General features: G+C 66.6%; 14 protein-coding genes and 1 pseudogene. 7 read left to right on the plus strand and 8 right to left on the minus strand.

Annotation, left to right across the window (positions count from 1 at the left end):
- Positions 1 to 55: 55 nt before the first annotated feature.
- Positions 56 to 634, minus strand: a complete 579-nt coding sequence (locus tag A5624_RS16250; protein WP_066868159.1) for a hemerythrin domain-containing protein — start codon at positions 632 to 634, stop codon at positions 56 to 58.
- Positions 635 to 719: 85 nt separating this feature from the next.
- Complete coding sequence (locus A5624_RS16255) at positions 720 to 1817, minus strand: F420-dependent hydroxymycolic acid dehydrogenase (protein WP_066868162.1); 1098 nt, start codon at positions 1815 to 1817, stop codon at positions 720 to 722.
- Positions 1818 to 1868: 51 nt separating this feature from the next.
- Between A5624_RS16255 and A5624_RS16260 the strand changes: the two genes are divergently transcribed.
- Together A5624_RS16260 and A5624_RS16265 are read left to right on the plus strand one after the other, a co-directional pair.
- Positions 1869 to 2474 (plus strand): GNAT family N-acetyltransferase, encoded by a 606-nt coding sequence (locus A5624_RS16260; protein WP_066868239.1) that lies wholly within the window; start codon positions 1869 to 1871, stop codon positions 2472 to 2474.
- 63 nt (positions 2475 to 2537) lie between these two features.
- Positions 2538 to 2885: a hypothetical protein gene (locus A5624_RS16265; RefSeq protein WP_066868241.1), complete on the plus strand. Its 348-nt coding sequence runs from the start codon at positions 2538 to 2540 to the stop codon at positions 2883 to 2885.
- A gap of 34 nt (positions 2886 to 2919) precedes the next feature.
- Here A5624_RS16265 and A5624_RS16270 read toward each other — a convergent pair whose 3' ends face one another.
- A complete protein-coding gene (locus A5624_RS16270; protein ID WP_197499698.1) occupies positions 2920 to 3621 on the minus strand; it encodes a TetR family transcriptional regulator in 702 nt (233 codons plus the stop codon).
- 43 nt (positions 3622 to 3664) lie between these two features.
- On the opposite strand from A5624_RS16270, the gene A5624_RS16275 reads away from it, so the two are divergent.
- Entirely contained in the window at positions 3665 to 4762 is a 1098-nt protein-coding gene (locus A5624_RS16275; RefSeq protein ID WP_066868166.1) for a ferredoxin reductase, read from the plus strand.
- Positions 4763 to 4805: 43 nt separating this feature from the next.
- Positions 4806 to 5921: an acyl-CoA desaturase gene (locus tag A5624_RS16280; protein ID WP_066868167.1), complete on the plus strand. Its 1116-nt coding sequence runs from the start codon at positions 4806 to 4808 to the stop codon at positions 5919 to 5921.
- 42 nt (positions 5922 to 5963) lie between these two features.
- Here the strand turns inward: A5624_RS16280 and A5624_RS16285 are convergent, their stop codons facing one another.
- Positions 5964 to 7067: a DUF1214 domain-containing protein gene (locus A5624_RS16285; RefSeq protein WP_066868169.1), complete on the minus strand. Its 1104-nt coding sequence runs from the start codon at positions 7065 to 7067 to the stop codon at positions 5964 to 5966.
- Positions 7064 to 7639, minus strand: a complete 576-nt coding sequence (locus tag A5624_RS16290; protein ID WP_066868171.1) for a TetR/AcrR family transcriptional regulator — start codon at positions 7637 to 7639, stop codon at positions 7064 to 7066. Before A5624_RS16290 ends, A5624_RS16285 begins: the two co-directional genes overlap by 4 nt.
- 28 nt (positions 7640 to 7667) lie before the next feature.
- Between A5624_RS16290 and A5624_RS16295 the strand changes: the two genes are divergently transcribed.
- Both A5624_RS16295 and A5624_RS16300 read left to right on the plus strand, forming a co-directional pair.
- Positions 7668 to 8897 carry a sulfotransferase gene (locus A5624_RS16295; protein WP_066868173.1) on the plus strand — a complete coding sequence of 410 codons (1230 nt, stop codon included), beginning with the start codon at positions 7668 to 7670 and terminating at the stop codon, positions 8895 to 8897.
- Positions 8898 to 8921: 24 nt separating this feature from the next.
- Complete coding sequence (locus A5624_RS16300; RefSeq protein WP_066868175.1) at positions 8922 to 9806, plus strand: alpha/beta fold hydrolase; 885 nt, start codon at positions 8922 to 8924, stop codon at positions 9804 to 9806.
- Position 9807: 1 nt separating this feature from the next.
- On the opposite strand, the gene A5624_RS16305 is transcribed toward A5624_RS16300, so the two are convergent.
- Together A5624_RS16305 and A5624_RS16310 are read right to left on the minus strand one after the other, a co-directional pair.
- The gene (locus A5624_RS16305; protein WP_066868177.1) at positions 9808 to 10020 is read right to left on the minus strand and encodes a molybdopterin-binding protein; all 213 of its coding nucleotides are present in this window, start codon (positions 10018 to 10020) and stop codon (positions 9808 to 9810) included.
- 83 nt (positions 10021 to 10103) lie between these two features.
- A complete protein-coding gene (locus A5624_RS16310; RefSeq protein WP_066868178.1) occupies positions 10104 to 10709 on the minus strand; it encodes a TetR/AcrR family transcriptional regulator in 606 nt (201 codons plus the stop codon).
- 142 nt (positions 10710 to 10851) lie between these two features.
- Between A5624_RS16310 and A5624_RS16315 the strand changes: the two genes are divergently transcribed.
- Complete coding sequence (locus A5624_RS16315; protein WP_066868181.1) at positions 10852 to 12177, plus strand: cytochrome P450; 1326 nt, start codon at positions 10852 to 10854, stop codon at positions 12175 to 12177.
- Here A5624_RS16315 and msrA read toward each other — a convergent pair.
- Positions 12169 to 12709: pseudogene (gene msrA, locus A5624_RS16320) on the minus strand (peptide-methionine (S)-S-oxide reductase MsrA); the annotation flags it as partial. The gene A5624_RS16315 and the pseudogene msrA sit on opposite strands and share 9 nt — an antisense overlap.
- Positions 12710 to 12765: the final 56 nt, after the last annotated feature.

Below are 12765 nucleotides of genomic sequence, written 5' to 3' on the forward strand. Positions count from 1 at the left end.
CAAGTGGAAGGGCCGGGCGCCGAATTTTGCTCAGCGCCCGGCCCTTCCCATGTGCTCAGTGCATCTGCGGGTCCGGCGGATTGTTCTCGCCGCGGCCGGTTACCGCGTCGCGGACGTGGTCCACGATCGCCGCCCCCATGCCCATCGTTTTCAGCACAGCCGGGTTGGGCGGCGTGTCGGGGTGCGGCCGGGTCGGAGCGATCTTCTTTGCCGCTTCCAACTTTTCGCCGATCTTCTCCAAATCCTCACGGCTGAGCACGGTTTCGACCTGCGGCCACACCTCATCCTGTTCGTAGGCGATGTGTTCGCGGCCCGCTGTGACGAATTCCTGCAACGCTTCGTGGTAATCCGGGTCGCCCGGCTTGCCGTCCTCGAGACGCTGCAGCAGCTTCTTTCCGGCCTGCTCCTGCTCGAGCGCTTTGTCGACGAGGCCGTCGCCGATCGCTTCGCGCACCGCGGGCCAGAAGAACTGCTCCTCAATGGCTTCGTGCTGCGATTCGGCGATGATGAGGTTGTTCACCATGGTTTCCAGGCCGCTCGCCTGAGCGCCCTCGCCCGACGGCGCCCCGTCGAGCGTTTCCAACAAACCGAGCACACTCTTGTGGTCCTGACGAAGAAAAGTGATTGCGTCCATGCGTTGCCTTCCCAGTTGGGGCTGTTAGGAGTTGCGTGCGGATACCCGGGGTAGCGGTGCCGAAACGGGGGGCGGCCGGGGTCCGTCAGTGCAACTTCGGCAAGACGTTGGCGCCGTAGAACTCGATGGCGGCGACGGGATCGTCTTGCGGAAAATGCAGGAACGGAATCGCACCGGCGTCGAGAATCCGCTGCAGGGCGTTGATATGGGGAGCCGGGTCGGTGCCGACCGTCCAGCCGCCCAACACCTTGTCGATGGGGTTGGACTCGGCCGCGCGCTGGATCTCGACGGGGTTGGGTTGATCGACGGCCCCGGCGGTGAAGCGCCACAGCGTGGCGGCCCGGGTCGCGACGGCGTTGTCGCCGACGACCGCGAACAGTTCGGCCCGTTTTCCGAGCGTCGCCACGTCACGCCCGGCGGCCCGGGCGCCCGCACCGAAGGCCGCCAACAGCTTTGGATTCGTGACATCGCTCGCCTGGGTGATCCAGCCATCCCCGTACTGTCCGGCCAGTCTCACGCTTTTCGGGCCGGCGGCCGCGACGAAGATCGGCGGGGGCGTCGCCGGAACATCGTAGAGTTTCAGCGAGTTCGTTTGAAAATAGTGGCCGGCGAACGAGATTCGCGAACCACTCCACAGCTGGCGGATCAGCTGTACCGCTTCGGCCAGCCTGTCGTGACGCTCGGCGTAGTTGCCGTAGGTGTTGGTGGTGGCCTGTTCATTGAGCCGTTCGCCGGTGCCGACGCCCAGAAACACCCGGCCGGGATAAAGAATCGCCAGGGACGCGAACGCCTGGGCGACCGTGGCGGGGTGGTAGCGGTAGGTCGGGCAGGTCACCCCGGTGCCGAACGTTACGTGGCTGGTGGCGTTGCCGACGAGCGCTAGGGTCAGCCACGGGAACATCGCGTGGCCTTCGTTGTCTTGCCACGGCTGAATGTGGTCGCTGGCCCATACGTGTTGGAAGCCGGCGCGTTCGGCCGCCTTAGCCTGCGCAACCAGCTGGTCGGTGCGGAACTGCTCGTGCGAGAGGACAAAGCCCACGCCCTTGCCCGGTGGGGGCGCCGGCCCGCTGGACTTGCCCTGCTCGGCAGCCGGTTTCGCGCATCCCTGCGCCAGCCCGGCGGGCCCGAGCACGCCGGCGCCGGCCGCTATCCGCCCGAACGCTCGCCGCGAGATGCCGGTCACCGGGTCGGCATACCCGTCACGCCGGGCCTCACACGCACTAGCGTGGTGCAGATGACCCCGCAGGTCCGCCCGGCAGTGAAAGCCGACGTCCGCACGCTGTCGCGCACCCTGGCCCGCGCGTTCTACGACGACCCGGTGATGATCTGGCTGATGCCCGATCAGGACAAGCGGATCGCGCAGCTGTCCCGGTTGTTCGCGACGATGACCCGCCATCATCACCTGGCCCGCGGCGGCGTGGAGGTGGCCGGTGCGGGGGCGGACATCGTTGCGGCGGCGCTGTGGGATCCGCCGGATCAGTGGCAAGAGACGCCGCGGGGCCAGCTGGCGATGACGCCGACGTTCATCCGGGTGTTCGGCCTGCGCTCGATGCGGGGACGCGCCGTACAGGAATTGATGAAAAGCGTGCATCCCGAGGAGCCGCACTGGTACCTGGCGGTGATCGGCAGCGATCCGGCGGTTCGCGGCAAGGGATTTGGTCAGGCGTTGATGCGGTCGCGGTTGGACCGCTGCGACGCCGAGTACTGCCCGGCCTATCTCGAGTCGAGCAAGCCCGAAAATGTGCCGTACTACGAGCGTTTCGGCTTCAGCGTCACCCGTGAGATCGTGCTGCCGGACGGCGGGCCGAGCCTGTGGGCCATGTGGCGTCCGCCACGGTAGGAGCGCGGCCGGAGGCCTGCCGCCCGCGTTTAACCCCCCGACGCCGCGGGCAACCGGATGGGCATGAGCGATAACCCCCAGGCCGACGTGGATCCCGCGGACTTCCCCGAGGAGGGTGGCCCGGGTGACACCTTGAACCCGAGCGAAGGCACCGACTCGGACGAGTTGCGCAACGACGACGGCGACATCGTCGTCGACCCGCCTGAGGGCTGGAGCGAGGCCGACCGGTTCGGCATGACCGCCAGAGAAGAACGCGAGGGCGAATCCCTCGACGCCCGACTGGCGGCCGAGGAGCCCGACGTCCCCGATGCCATTGAGCCGGTCGACGACGGTCCCCGGCGCGCCCACCGGGGCCAGATCGACGGCACCCCCGAGGACGGCGACTCGCTCTACGAGGTCGTCGACGAGTAAGTCAGTGCTCGGCTGTTTACTGCAGCCGATCGGATCAGGGCGTGCTGCGCCAGCCGGCGATGCCGGTCGCGATCATCCGCAACTGCTTGACCGCGAGCCGGCGAATGTCCTCGGTTGCCTCGGCGCTCTGCGAATCCTCGATGGCCTCCGCGATGACGATCATGGCGTTGACGAACAGGGTCGCCAGCACGTTGAGATCCTCGGTGGTCCACTTGTTCAGGCCCGGGAATCGCGCCAGGTCGGTGGCCAGCTCGGACGTGATCAGCCGGATCTCGGTACGGATGGCGTAGCGCAGCACCGACAAGCCGCTGTTGCGCTCGCGGCCGATGAGCCGCCAGTGTTCGCGCCTGTCGGCGACGCTGGCGACCAGGATCTCGACGGACGACTCGATCACCCGGTTCGGGTCGAGCTTTCCGGCACGCGCGTCGCGCAGCGTGTCGCGCAGGCTCCGGAACGACTCGTCGATCAGGACCAGCCCCAGGGCCTCCATCGATTCGAAATGCCGGTAGAACGCCGCCGGAACGATCCCGACCTCCCGCGTCACCTCGCGCAGGCTCAAACTGGAGAAGCTGCGGTCCTGCAGGAGCTTGAGTGCCGCGGCGATGATGGCCCGGCGCGTCGCCTCCTTGCGCTCCTCGCGCGACTGGCTTTCCCGTGTGCGTTCGCGCCCCGCGCCCCGTCCCCGTGAGCTAGGAGTACGGCTGTTCACTGTGTGAACCCTACCACAGCCAGGCATTAAACCCTTGACTGCATGGCCTCCGCGGTCGCACGGTGTACATATGTTCACTCAAACCGCTCAAGCTTCTGGCCGAGTCCTCGCGCGGACCCTTCGGCAGCGCGTGTTGGGTTCAGAGCTGCTAGACCTGCTGACCGGCCCGCACGGCGTCGACCGCTACACCGAACTGGTGGCGCCCACCTGGACGCTGGGCGAGGCCCGCGCCAAGGTGACCGACGTGCGCCGGGCCACGCCCCGCAGCGTCACCCTGACCCTGACCCCCAACGACACCTTCCTGGCCGCCCACACCCTCAAGGCCGGACAGTACGTCAACCTGACCGTGGAGATCGACGGCCGCCGCCACACCCGGTGCTATTCGCCCGCCAACGCCGAAGGCGGTACCACCCTCGAGCTGACGATCGGTCGGCACGACGGCGGCCTGGTCTCGAACCATCTTTACGAACACGCCCACCGCGGGATGGTGGTCGGTCTCGCCGGGACCGGCGGTGACTTCACGCTGCCGGGACCGCAGACCCCGCGGCGCATCCTCTTCGTCTCGGGCGGAAGCGGGATCACTCCGGTGATGTCGATGCTGCGGACCCTCGTCGCCCAGGGCCACGACGGCGAAATCGCATTCATTCACTACGCGCGCACGCCGGCCGAGGCCTGCTACCGCGACGAGCTGAAGGCGATGCCCGGCGTGCGGGTGCTGCACGGCTACACCCGCTCCGAGGGCGGCGACCTCGCCGGACGCTTCGGTGCCGAGCACCTGGCCACCGCGATGCCGTCACCCGATGCGGTATTCGTCTGCGGCCCGGCCGCTTTGGTCGAGGCGGTCCGATCGCACTGCGACAACGTGTACACCGAGAGCTTCGTGCCGCCGGCCTTCGATGTGCCGGCGAATCCCTCGGGCGGTCGAGTCACATTCTCCGACAGCGGTGTTGACGTCGTCGACGACGGGCGCCCGCTGTTGGAGCAGGCCGAAGCGGCCGGGCTCTCACCCGAAAACGGATGCCGAATGGGCATCTGCCACACCTGCACGCGGCGTAAAACCGCCGGCACCGTTCGCAACCTGGTCACCGGTGCGGTCTCGACCGCTCCCGACGAGGACGTGCAGATCTGCGTGTCCGTTCCGGTCGGTGACGTGGACCTGTCGCTATAGCGACCGACCATTCCAGCCCCTGAAAACTTCTGGAGGACAAACAATGTCGAACGCCAAGATTGCCCTGACGCCCGAACAGGCCGATGCATTCGGCCGGGAACTCGACGCCATCAAGGAACGTGTGATGGCAGAACTCGGCGAACAGGACGCCGACTACATCCGCCGCGTCATCAAGGCCCAGCGTGCGCTGGAGGTCGGTGGCCGGGCGCTGTTGTTCGCCGGGTTCCTGCCCCCGGCTTGGCTGGCGGGCACGGCGATGGTGGGCCTGTCGAAGATCTTGGACAACATGGAGATCGGCCACAACATCATGCACGGCCAGTACGACTGGATGCGCGATCCGGCCATCTCCGGGCGCACCTTCGAGTGGGACACGGCGTGCCCGGCCGACCAATGGCGCCACTCGCACAACTACATGCATCACACCCACACCAACATCGTGGGGATGGACCGCGACATCGGCTACGGAATCCTGCGGATGAGCGAAGACCAGCGCTGGCAGCCGTACTTCCTCGGCAACCCGGTCTACGCGTTCCTGCTGATGGTGTTGTTCCAGTACGGCGTTGCGCTGCACGAGCTGGAAACCGAGCGCATCCGCTCCGGCGAGATCCGGCTCCAGGACAAGCGTGAGGTGCTGCGGGAGATCTGGCGCAAGACCCGTCGGCAGACCCTGAAGGACTACGTCGCCTTCCCGCTGCTGGCCGGTCCCTTTGCGCCGTTCGTCTTCACCGGCAACCTGACCGCCAACCTGATGCGCAACGTGTGGTCGTACATGATCATCTTCTGCGGCCACTTCCCGGACGGGACACAGGAATTCACCGTCGAGGAAACCAAGGACGAGTCACGCGGCATGTGGTACTTCCGCCAGATCCTCGGCTCGGCAAACCTGACCGGCGGCAAGATCTTTCACCTGCTGTCCGGCAACCTCTCGCACCAGATCGAGCACCACCTGTTCCCGGACATGCCGGCCCGCCGCTACGCCGACATCGCGCCGGAGGTGCAGGAGATCTGCGAGCGCTACGGCATCCCCTATAACCGCGGTCCGCTGCTGCGTCAGTTCGGCACCGTCGTCCGCAAGATCGTCCGGCTGACCTTCCCGGACTCGTGGGTGCCAAAGGCCGGCGTCGAAAAGTCGCCCGAGCCCGAGCCGATCGCCGCGTAAATCCACATTGGCTGGGCCGCGCAATCGAGTTCCAGGGGCGGCCTAGGTGACGGCCGTCGGCGCGTCGACCGCCTTGACGAGTTTCACCTCGGGCCGTTGCGGCACGCCGTCGGCAAGGAACCAGCGAAAAGCCAGATTCCCGCGTGGATAGCCCAGCGTGGTAAGTGAATTGGGATGCGCGGTCGGGCCCGCGGACAAGACGACCGTCACCGAACCGTCACTGTTCGCCACGGCGCTGTGGCCGTTCAGGGAGCACCGGGCGTCCCGGGCGCCGAACGTCGCCATGAACTGGTTCCACACCACCAGGTTCCAGAACCTGCACGACGGCGGTCGGTGCGTGATCACCAGCGCCTCGTCCTCATCGAGCACGAAACTGCCGTACGAGTAGCAGGCGTCGCGTGCCGACCACCCGAAATTGGCGTCCGGCACCTGATAGGGATCGGCGAATTCATTAGCCACGTGGGCGGTTTCGTGCCCGAGCGCGTGTTGGTCGGCCACCCGCTTTCCCACGGCCAGCGGCACGATGGCGAACATGGTGCGCAGCCAGGTGGCGGCGGCGCGCAGGCTCGCCGCGGTCTCGGCGTCGCCGTGCCGGATCGGGTCGGGCTCGTCGAGCGCCTCGATGTGCCACGTCACCGGGCGGCCGGCCAGGGGATCGGCCTGGTAGTCGCGGGTCATCAGCACGGCCGCGTCGGGCGTGGCGGGAAAGTCGAAGGCGAAGTTGCCGTCGGCGTCGATGTCGAGATCGGTGTCGCGGACGATCGCCACCACCCGGTCCGACCAGGCGCCGGGCGTCGGCTCGTTGTACGCCGTCACCGAAAAGTACACGCTGTCACCCCTATTGCCGCTGATGCGGTATCGACGGGCGGGATCGACCGGGCATATGTAGTAGTAGGCATCGGTGTTGTCCCCGCCCCAGCGGCGGTCGCGGCGGAAAGGCGTGTTCACCGCAACGAACTGGGGCCGACCCGGTTCGGGGAACAGGTAGGTGTCCAGGGCCACGCCCAGGGTGGCGGCCAGCATCCGGTAGCCGTCGGCGACGTGCCGGTCGTCGGTGACGGCGCGGTCACCTTCGAGGAACGAGTGGCCCAGTTCGCCAAGCGTTTTCAGCAATTCCTGCCACGCCTCGGTCGATTGGTGCGTCATGCGCTGATTCCTTTCAGGAGCAACCTGGTGGTGCGATCGACCCACGCATCGTCGAGTTCGGTGACGCGGGTGAGCAGGGCGACCAGCGTGACGCCGGCGATCGTCTCGGCCAGTTCGGCGGCGGTCACGTCCGAGCGCACCTCACCGCGCAGCGCAGCGGCCGCCAGCCAGTCGGCGAGCCCGCCGCCGATGACCCCGGCGAAGCGCTCCAGCAACGCCGAGTGCAGCGTCGGGTCCGCGGCCAGCTCGCCGATCAGCCCGGGCAGGGCAGCCCTGGCGGCCGGCGTGGTGAGGAAAGCCATTGTGCGGCGGACCATCTCGCGCAAGCCCTCGGCCGTCGACCCAGTATCGGGGATGGCCGTTCCGGCGCCGATCGGGAACACCGCCTCGTGCACCAGGTGCGCCTTGCTGGGCCAGCGGCGGTAGATGGCGGGCTTGCTGGTGCCGGCGCGTTCGGCGATGGCGGAGACCAGCAAGCCGGGGTAGCCGGTTTCGGCCAGCAGCTCAACGGTCGCCCGAAGCACCGCGGCGTCGATCCGGGGATCACGGGGTCTGCCAAAATCCACAACCATTACGAAACTCAGAGTAACATAAGTCGCCGTGACCGTTCGCCTTGACGACCTGGCCTCGCCCCGCTTCAGCGCCGAGGGCCAGCAGATCCTGGACATGATGGCCTCGATGGCGCCCCAGTGCCCGTTGGATGCCGCCGCGCTGCACGCGCGGGCCAGCGCCGACACCGGCCTGGACGACTTCGGGCCCGACGACTACCGGGAACGCCTCGAGGTCTACCTCGCCGCCCTGCGCGAGATCGACGGACTGCACGACGCGGGGAGGGTGAACTTCTACGGGCAACTCCTGCAAGTCCTCAAGAACCGGTTGCTGTTGACCGACCTGCTGAGGCGCCATCCCGAGATCAACGAGATCGAACTGCGTTCACCGGTGGTCATCGCCGGGCTGCCCCGCACCGGCACCACACACCTGCACAATCTGCTGGCCGCGCCGCCGACGTTCCGTACCATGCCGTACTGGGAAAGCAACGAACCGTTCCCGATGCCGAATGAGGTTGACGTACAACCGGATCCGCGTCGGACTCGGATGGACGTCGCGGTCGGGGTGATCAACATGGTGATGCCGCATTTCGCGCTGATGCACGAGATGACCACCGATCACGTCCACGAAGAGATCCAGCTGCTGGCCAACGACGTGTCGACGATGCTGCTGGAGACGCTCGGCGACGTCCCCCGCTGGCGCGACTACTACCAGGCGCACGACCAGACACCGCACTACGAATACCTGGCCACCCAACTCCGGGCGATGCAGTACCTGCGCGGTGGTCGGCGCTGGCTGCTCAAATCGCCCCAACACCTCGAGCAGGTGCCGGTCCTGGATCGGGTCTTTCCCGACAGCATCGTGGTGTTCACCCACCGCGACCCCGTCCCGGTGGCACTGTCGATGATCGCGATGATCACCTACTCCGCCCGCATGCACCGCTCGCCGGTGCCGGTGGAGCGGATCGCCAATTCCTGGATCGACCGCCTCGACCAGATGCTCGGTGCACTCATCCGCGATCGAGACACCATCGGTCCGGACCGCTCGATCGACATTCGGTTCGACGACTTCATGGCCGACGAAATCGGCGTAGCCGCACGGGTCTATGCCCTGGCCGGCGAACCGTTCACCGACGAGGCGCGCAAGGCCGTCGACGACTACCTGACGGGCCACCGGCGCGGACGGCTGGGCAATGTCGAAACGTCATACGAGATGTTCGGGCTGAACGAGGAGAGCCTGCGGAAGCGCTTCGCGCCCTACGTCGAGCGGTTCCTGAAATAGGCGCAGTGCGCTAGCTTTTCAAGCATGGTCACCATGCCCGCGCTGGACGGCGTCGAACACAGGTACGTCGAGCTGGGAAGCGGCGTCACCATCCATGTCGCGGATGCCGGTCCGGCCGACGGACCGGCCGCCATGCTGGTGCACGGCTTCCCGGAGAACTGGTGGGAATGGCACGAGCTGATCGGTCCGCTGGCCGCCGATGGTTACCGGGTGGTGTGTCCCGACCTGCGGGGTGCGGGCTGGAGTTCGGCGCCGCGCTCGCGGTACCTGAAGGCGGAGATGGCCGAGGACCTTGCGGGCGTGCTGGACGAATTGGGCATCGCCAAAGTGAAGCTGGTCGCCCACGATTGGGGCGGGCCCGCGGCTTTCATCATGATGTTGCGCCATCCGGAGAAGGTGACGGGCTTTTTCGGACTCAACACCGTGGCGCCCTGGGCGAAGTTCGATTTGGCGGCGGTCCGCGACCTCTGGCGCTTCTGGTATCAGGTCCCGATGTTGCTGCCCGTGATCGGACCTCGGGTGCTCAGCGATCCTCACTGGCGGTTTCCCCGGATCCTGGGTTCGTGGGTCGGCGGCGGGTTCCCGCTGCCCGAGGACAGCGTGCGGTTATACGCGGAGTGCATGCGCGAGCCAGGGCACGCGGAGGCCGGATCGCGGTGGTATCGCAGCTTCCAGACCACAGAGATGCGCAGCTGGCTGGGGGGTGAGTACGACGATCACCGAGTCGACGTACCGGTGCGCTGGCTGAGCGGTACCGATGATCCGGTGATCACTCCGCGGCTTCTGGACGGATACGCCGACCACATCAGCGATTTCGAGGTGGAGCTGGTCGACGGAGTCGGTCACTGGATCGTCGCGCAACGACCCGATTTGGTGCTGGATCGGTTGCGCGGGTTCATGAAACTCTGAGTCAGTCGACGCCGATGGTGACTTCGGTCGACTTGATGAACACCGTCGCCTTCTGACCGACCTGAAGGCCGAGGTCGGTCGCGGCATCCTTGGTGACCGACGACGTGATCACCTGGTCGCCGCCGTCGAGGGTCACCTTGACCACCGCCATCACCGTGCCGAGATCGATTTCGGTGATGGTCCCCTTGAGCTGATTTCGGGTTGAAAGCCGCATCGCTAGGTCCTCCGTTTCCGCGCAAGCCATTCCGGCGATGAGCCTAGGCCCCGAAAACCACTCGCGCGATGGGTTCTACGCCGTCAGTGCCGGGGCCCCAGCAGCGCGACGGAGGCATCCACGGCCGGTTCGACGATCTCACGGACGGCCCGACCGTCTTCGACCGCAAGCGCGGTGAGCTCACGCAGACCGCCCAACAGGATCACGGCCAACGGCGCCGTCAACGGAGGCAGCTTGGCGCGCCGAAATCCGGGACTGGCGCTGAGGTCGATCAGCAGACTGGTCAGCAACTGCAGCCCGCGGCGCTGGACCGGGCGAGCGGCCGCACCCAGCGAGGGCAGTTCGCGGATCCAGCTCAACGTGATGGCCGGGCGGGCCTCGATGTATCCCACATAGGCCTCGACCGCCTGACGGATCTGGACGTGCCAATCGGCGTCGGGATCGACCGATGCCGCGATCTTGGCGCCCAACTTCTCGATGTCGACGGCCAGCAGCTCCAGAAAGCACTCTTCCTTGCCGCCGAAGTGGTCGTAGAAGGTGCGCTTGGAGGTCCGTGCGTAGCGGACGACGTCGGCGACCGTGCTGGCGCGGTAACCGCGCTCGCTGATCGAGGTGGCGAGGCCGTCGAGCAACCGGATTCGAAACGGATCGACCTCGCCGAGATCGGGGTCGCCGGCCGTTGCTGTCATTGCTGAGGTCACGGCCAGCGCCCCCGTTCGGTTCGAAACGCATCTTGTCAGCTTTGGTACTGCAGAGTACCGTACTCGGAAAAGGTCCGTGGTACATCGCGGTACCAATTCCGGCCCGGCAGATGTGGGGAGCAATGACGCCATGAGTGAACTAGCCACCGTCCCATCGGCCCCGGCCCATTTGCCACCTGCCGTCCGAAGCCCGAAGCTATTGCAGGGCATCGGCTTTGCCGCGTCACGACGAATGATGATGCGACGCCTGTCACGCCGTTATGGCAACGTCTTCACGCTGCGCCTGCCGATGTGGGGGCGTGTCATCATGGTCAGCGACCCTCAGCTGGCTAAGCAGATCTTCACCACCAGCCCAGACGAACTCGGCAACATCCAGCCCAATTTGAGCAGGCTGTTCGGCTCCGGCTCGGTATTCGGGCTCGAGGGTGATGACCACCGGCGGCGGCGGCGGCTGCTGGCGCCGCCGTTTCACGGCAAGAGCATGAAGAATTACGAGGCCATCATCGAAGAAGAGACGCTGCGCGAGATGGCCGACTGGCCGGAGGGCAGGTCATTCCCGACGCTGCCGCCGATGATGCGAATCACGCTCAACGCGATCCTGCGCGCGGTCTTCGGCGCCGAGGGCGCCGAACTCGACGAGCTGCGCCGCCTCATCCCGCCGTGGGTCACCCTGGGTTCACGCCTTGCGGCGCTACCGAAGCCGAAGCGCTATTCCCGGTTCGGCCTATGGGGCCGGCTGGACAAGTGGCGGCGTCAATACGACGACGTCATCGAGAAGCTGATCGCCGCGGAGCGGGCCGACCCGGAGTTCGCCGAGCGGACCGACGTGCTCGCGCTGCTGCTGCGCAGCACCTACGACGACGGTGCGGCCATGTCACACAAGGAGATCGGCGACGAGCTCCTGGCTCTGCTGGCCGCCGGGCACGAGACCACCGCCTCAACGCTGGCTTGGGCATTCGAGCGGATCAGCCGGCACCCGGAGCTGCTGGCGAGGCTTGTCGAGGAGGCCGACGGGGCCAGTGATGGCGGCAACGAGCTGCGCCAGGCGACGATCCTGGAGGTCCAGCGAGCAAGGACCGTCATCGATTTCGCCGGTCGCCATGTCTACCCCGAGGCCTACCGGCTCGGCGAATGGGTGATCCCGCGCGGCTATTCGATCATCGTCGGCATCGCCCAGATACACGACAACCCCGATGTGTTCCCCGATCCCGGACGGTTCAACCCGCAACGGTTCATCGACACGAAACCGTCGGCGCTGTCGTGGATCCCGTTCGGCGGCGGGACGCGTCGGTGCGTTGGGGCGGCGTTCGCGAACATGGAAATGGACGTCGTGCTACGAACGGTGTTGCGAAACTTGACCATTGAGACGACGGACGCTCCCGGCGAGCGCTGGCACGGCCGCGGGGTCGCGTTCACCCCGAAGGACGGCGGCCGAATCGTGATGCGCCGCCGCTGAACTCGGCGCTAGGCTCCGCCTACTGGCCGGCGGCCGCGCGACGCGGCAGTTTCCAGCCCGGGCGGATGAAGTGGCAGGTGTACCCGTTGGGGTAGTGCTGCAGGTAGTCCTGGTGCTCGGGTTCGGCTTCCCAGAAGTCGCCGGCCGGGCTGACCTCGGTCACCACCTTGCCGGGCCATAGCCCCGATGCCTCGACATCGGCGATGGTGTCCAGCGCGATCCGCTTCTGGTCCTCGTCCAGATAGAAGATGGCCGACCGGTAACTGGTGCCCCGGTCGTTGCCCTGGCGGTCTTTCGTTGTCGGATCGTGGATCTGGAAGAAGAACTCCAGGATCGTGCGGTAGTCGGTGACCGCCGGGTCGTAGATGATCTCGATGGCTTCGGCGTGGGTGCCGTGATTGCGGTAGGTCGCATTGGGGACGTCACCGCCGGTGTAACCGACCCGCGTCGAAACCACGCCCGGCTGCTTGCGGATCAGTTCCTGCATCCCCCAGAAGCAGCCGCCGGCGAGAATCGCTTTCTGGTTGGTCATGCTTCGTCCTCCATAACCGGCTAGCACTCGGGCAGGAACAAGGCCAGGCTACACTC

Source organism: Mycobacterium sp. 1482292.6 (genome assembly GCF_001672995.1).
GTDB lineage: Bacteria > Actinomycetota > Actinomycetes > Mycobacteriales > Mycobacteriaceae > Mycobacterium > Mycobacterium europaeum_A.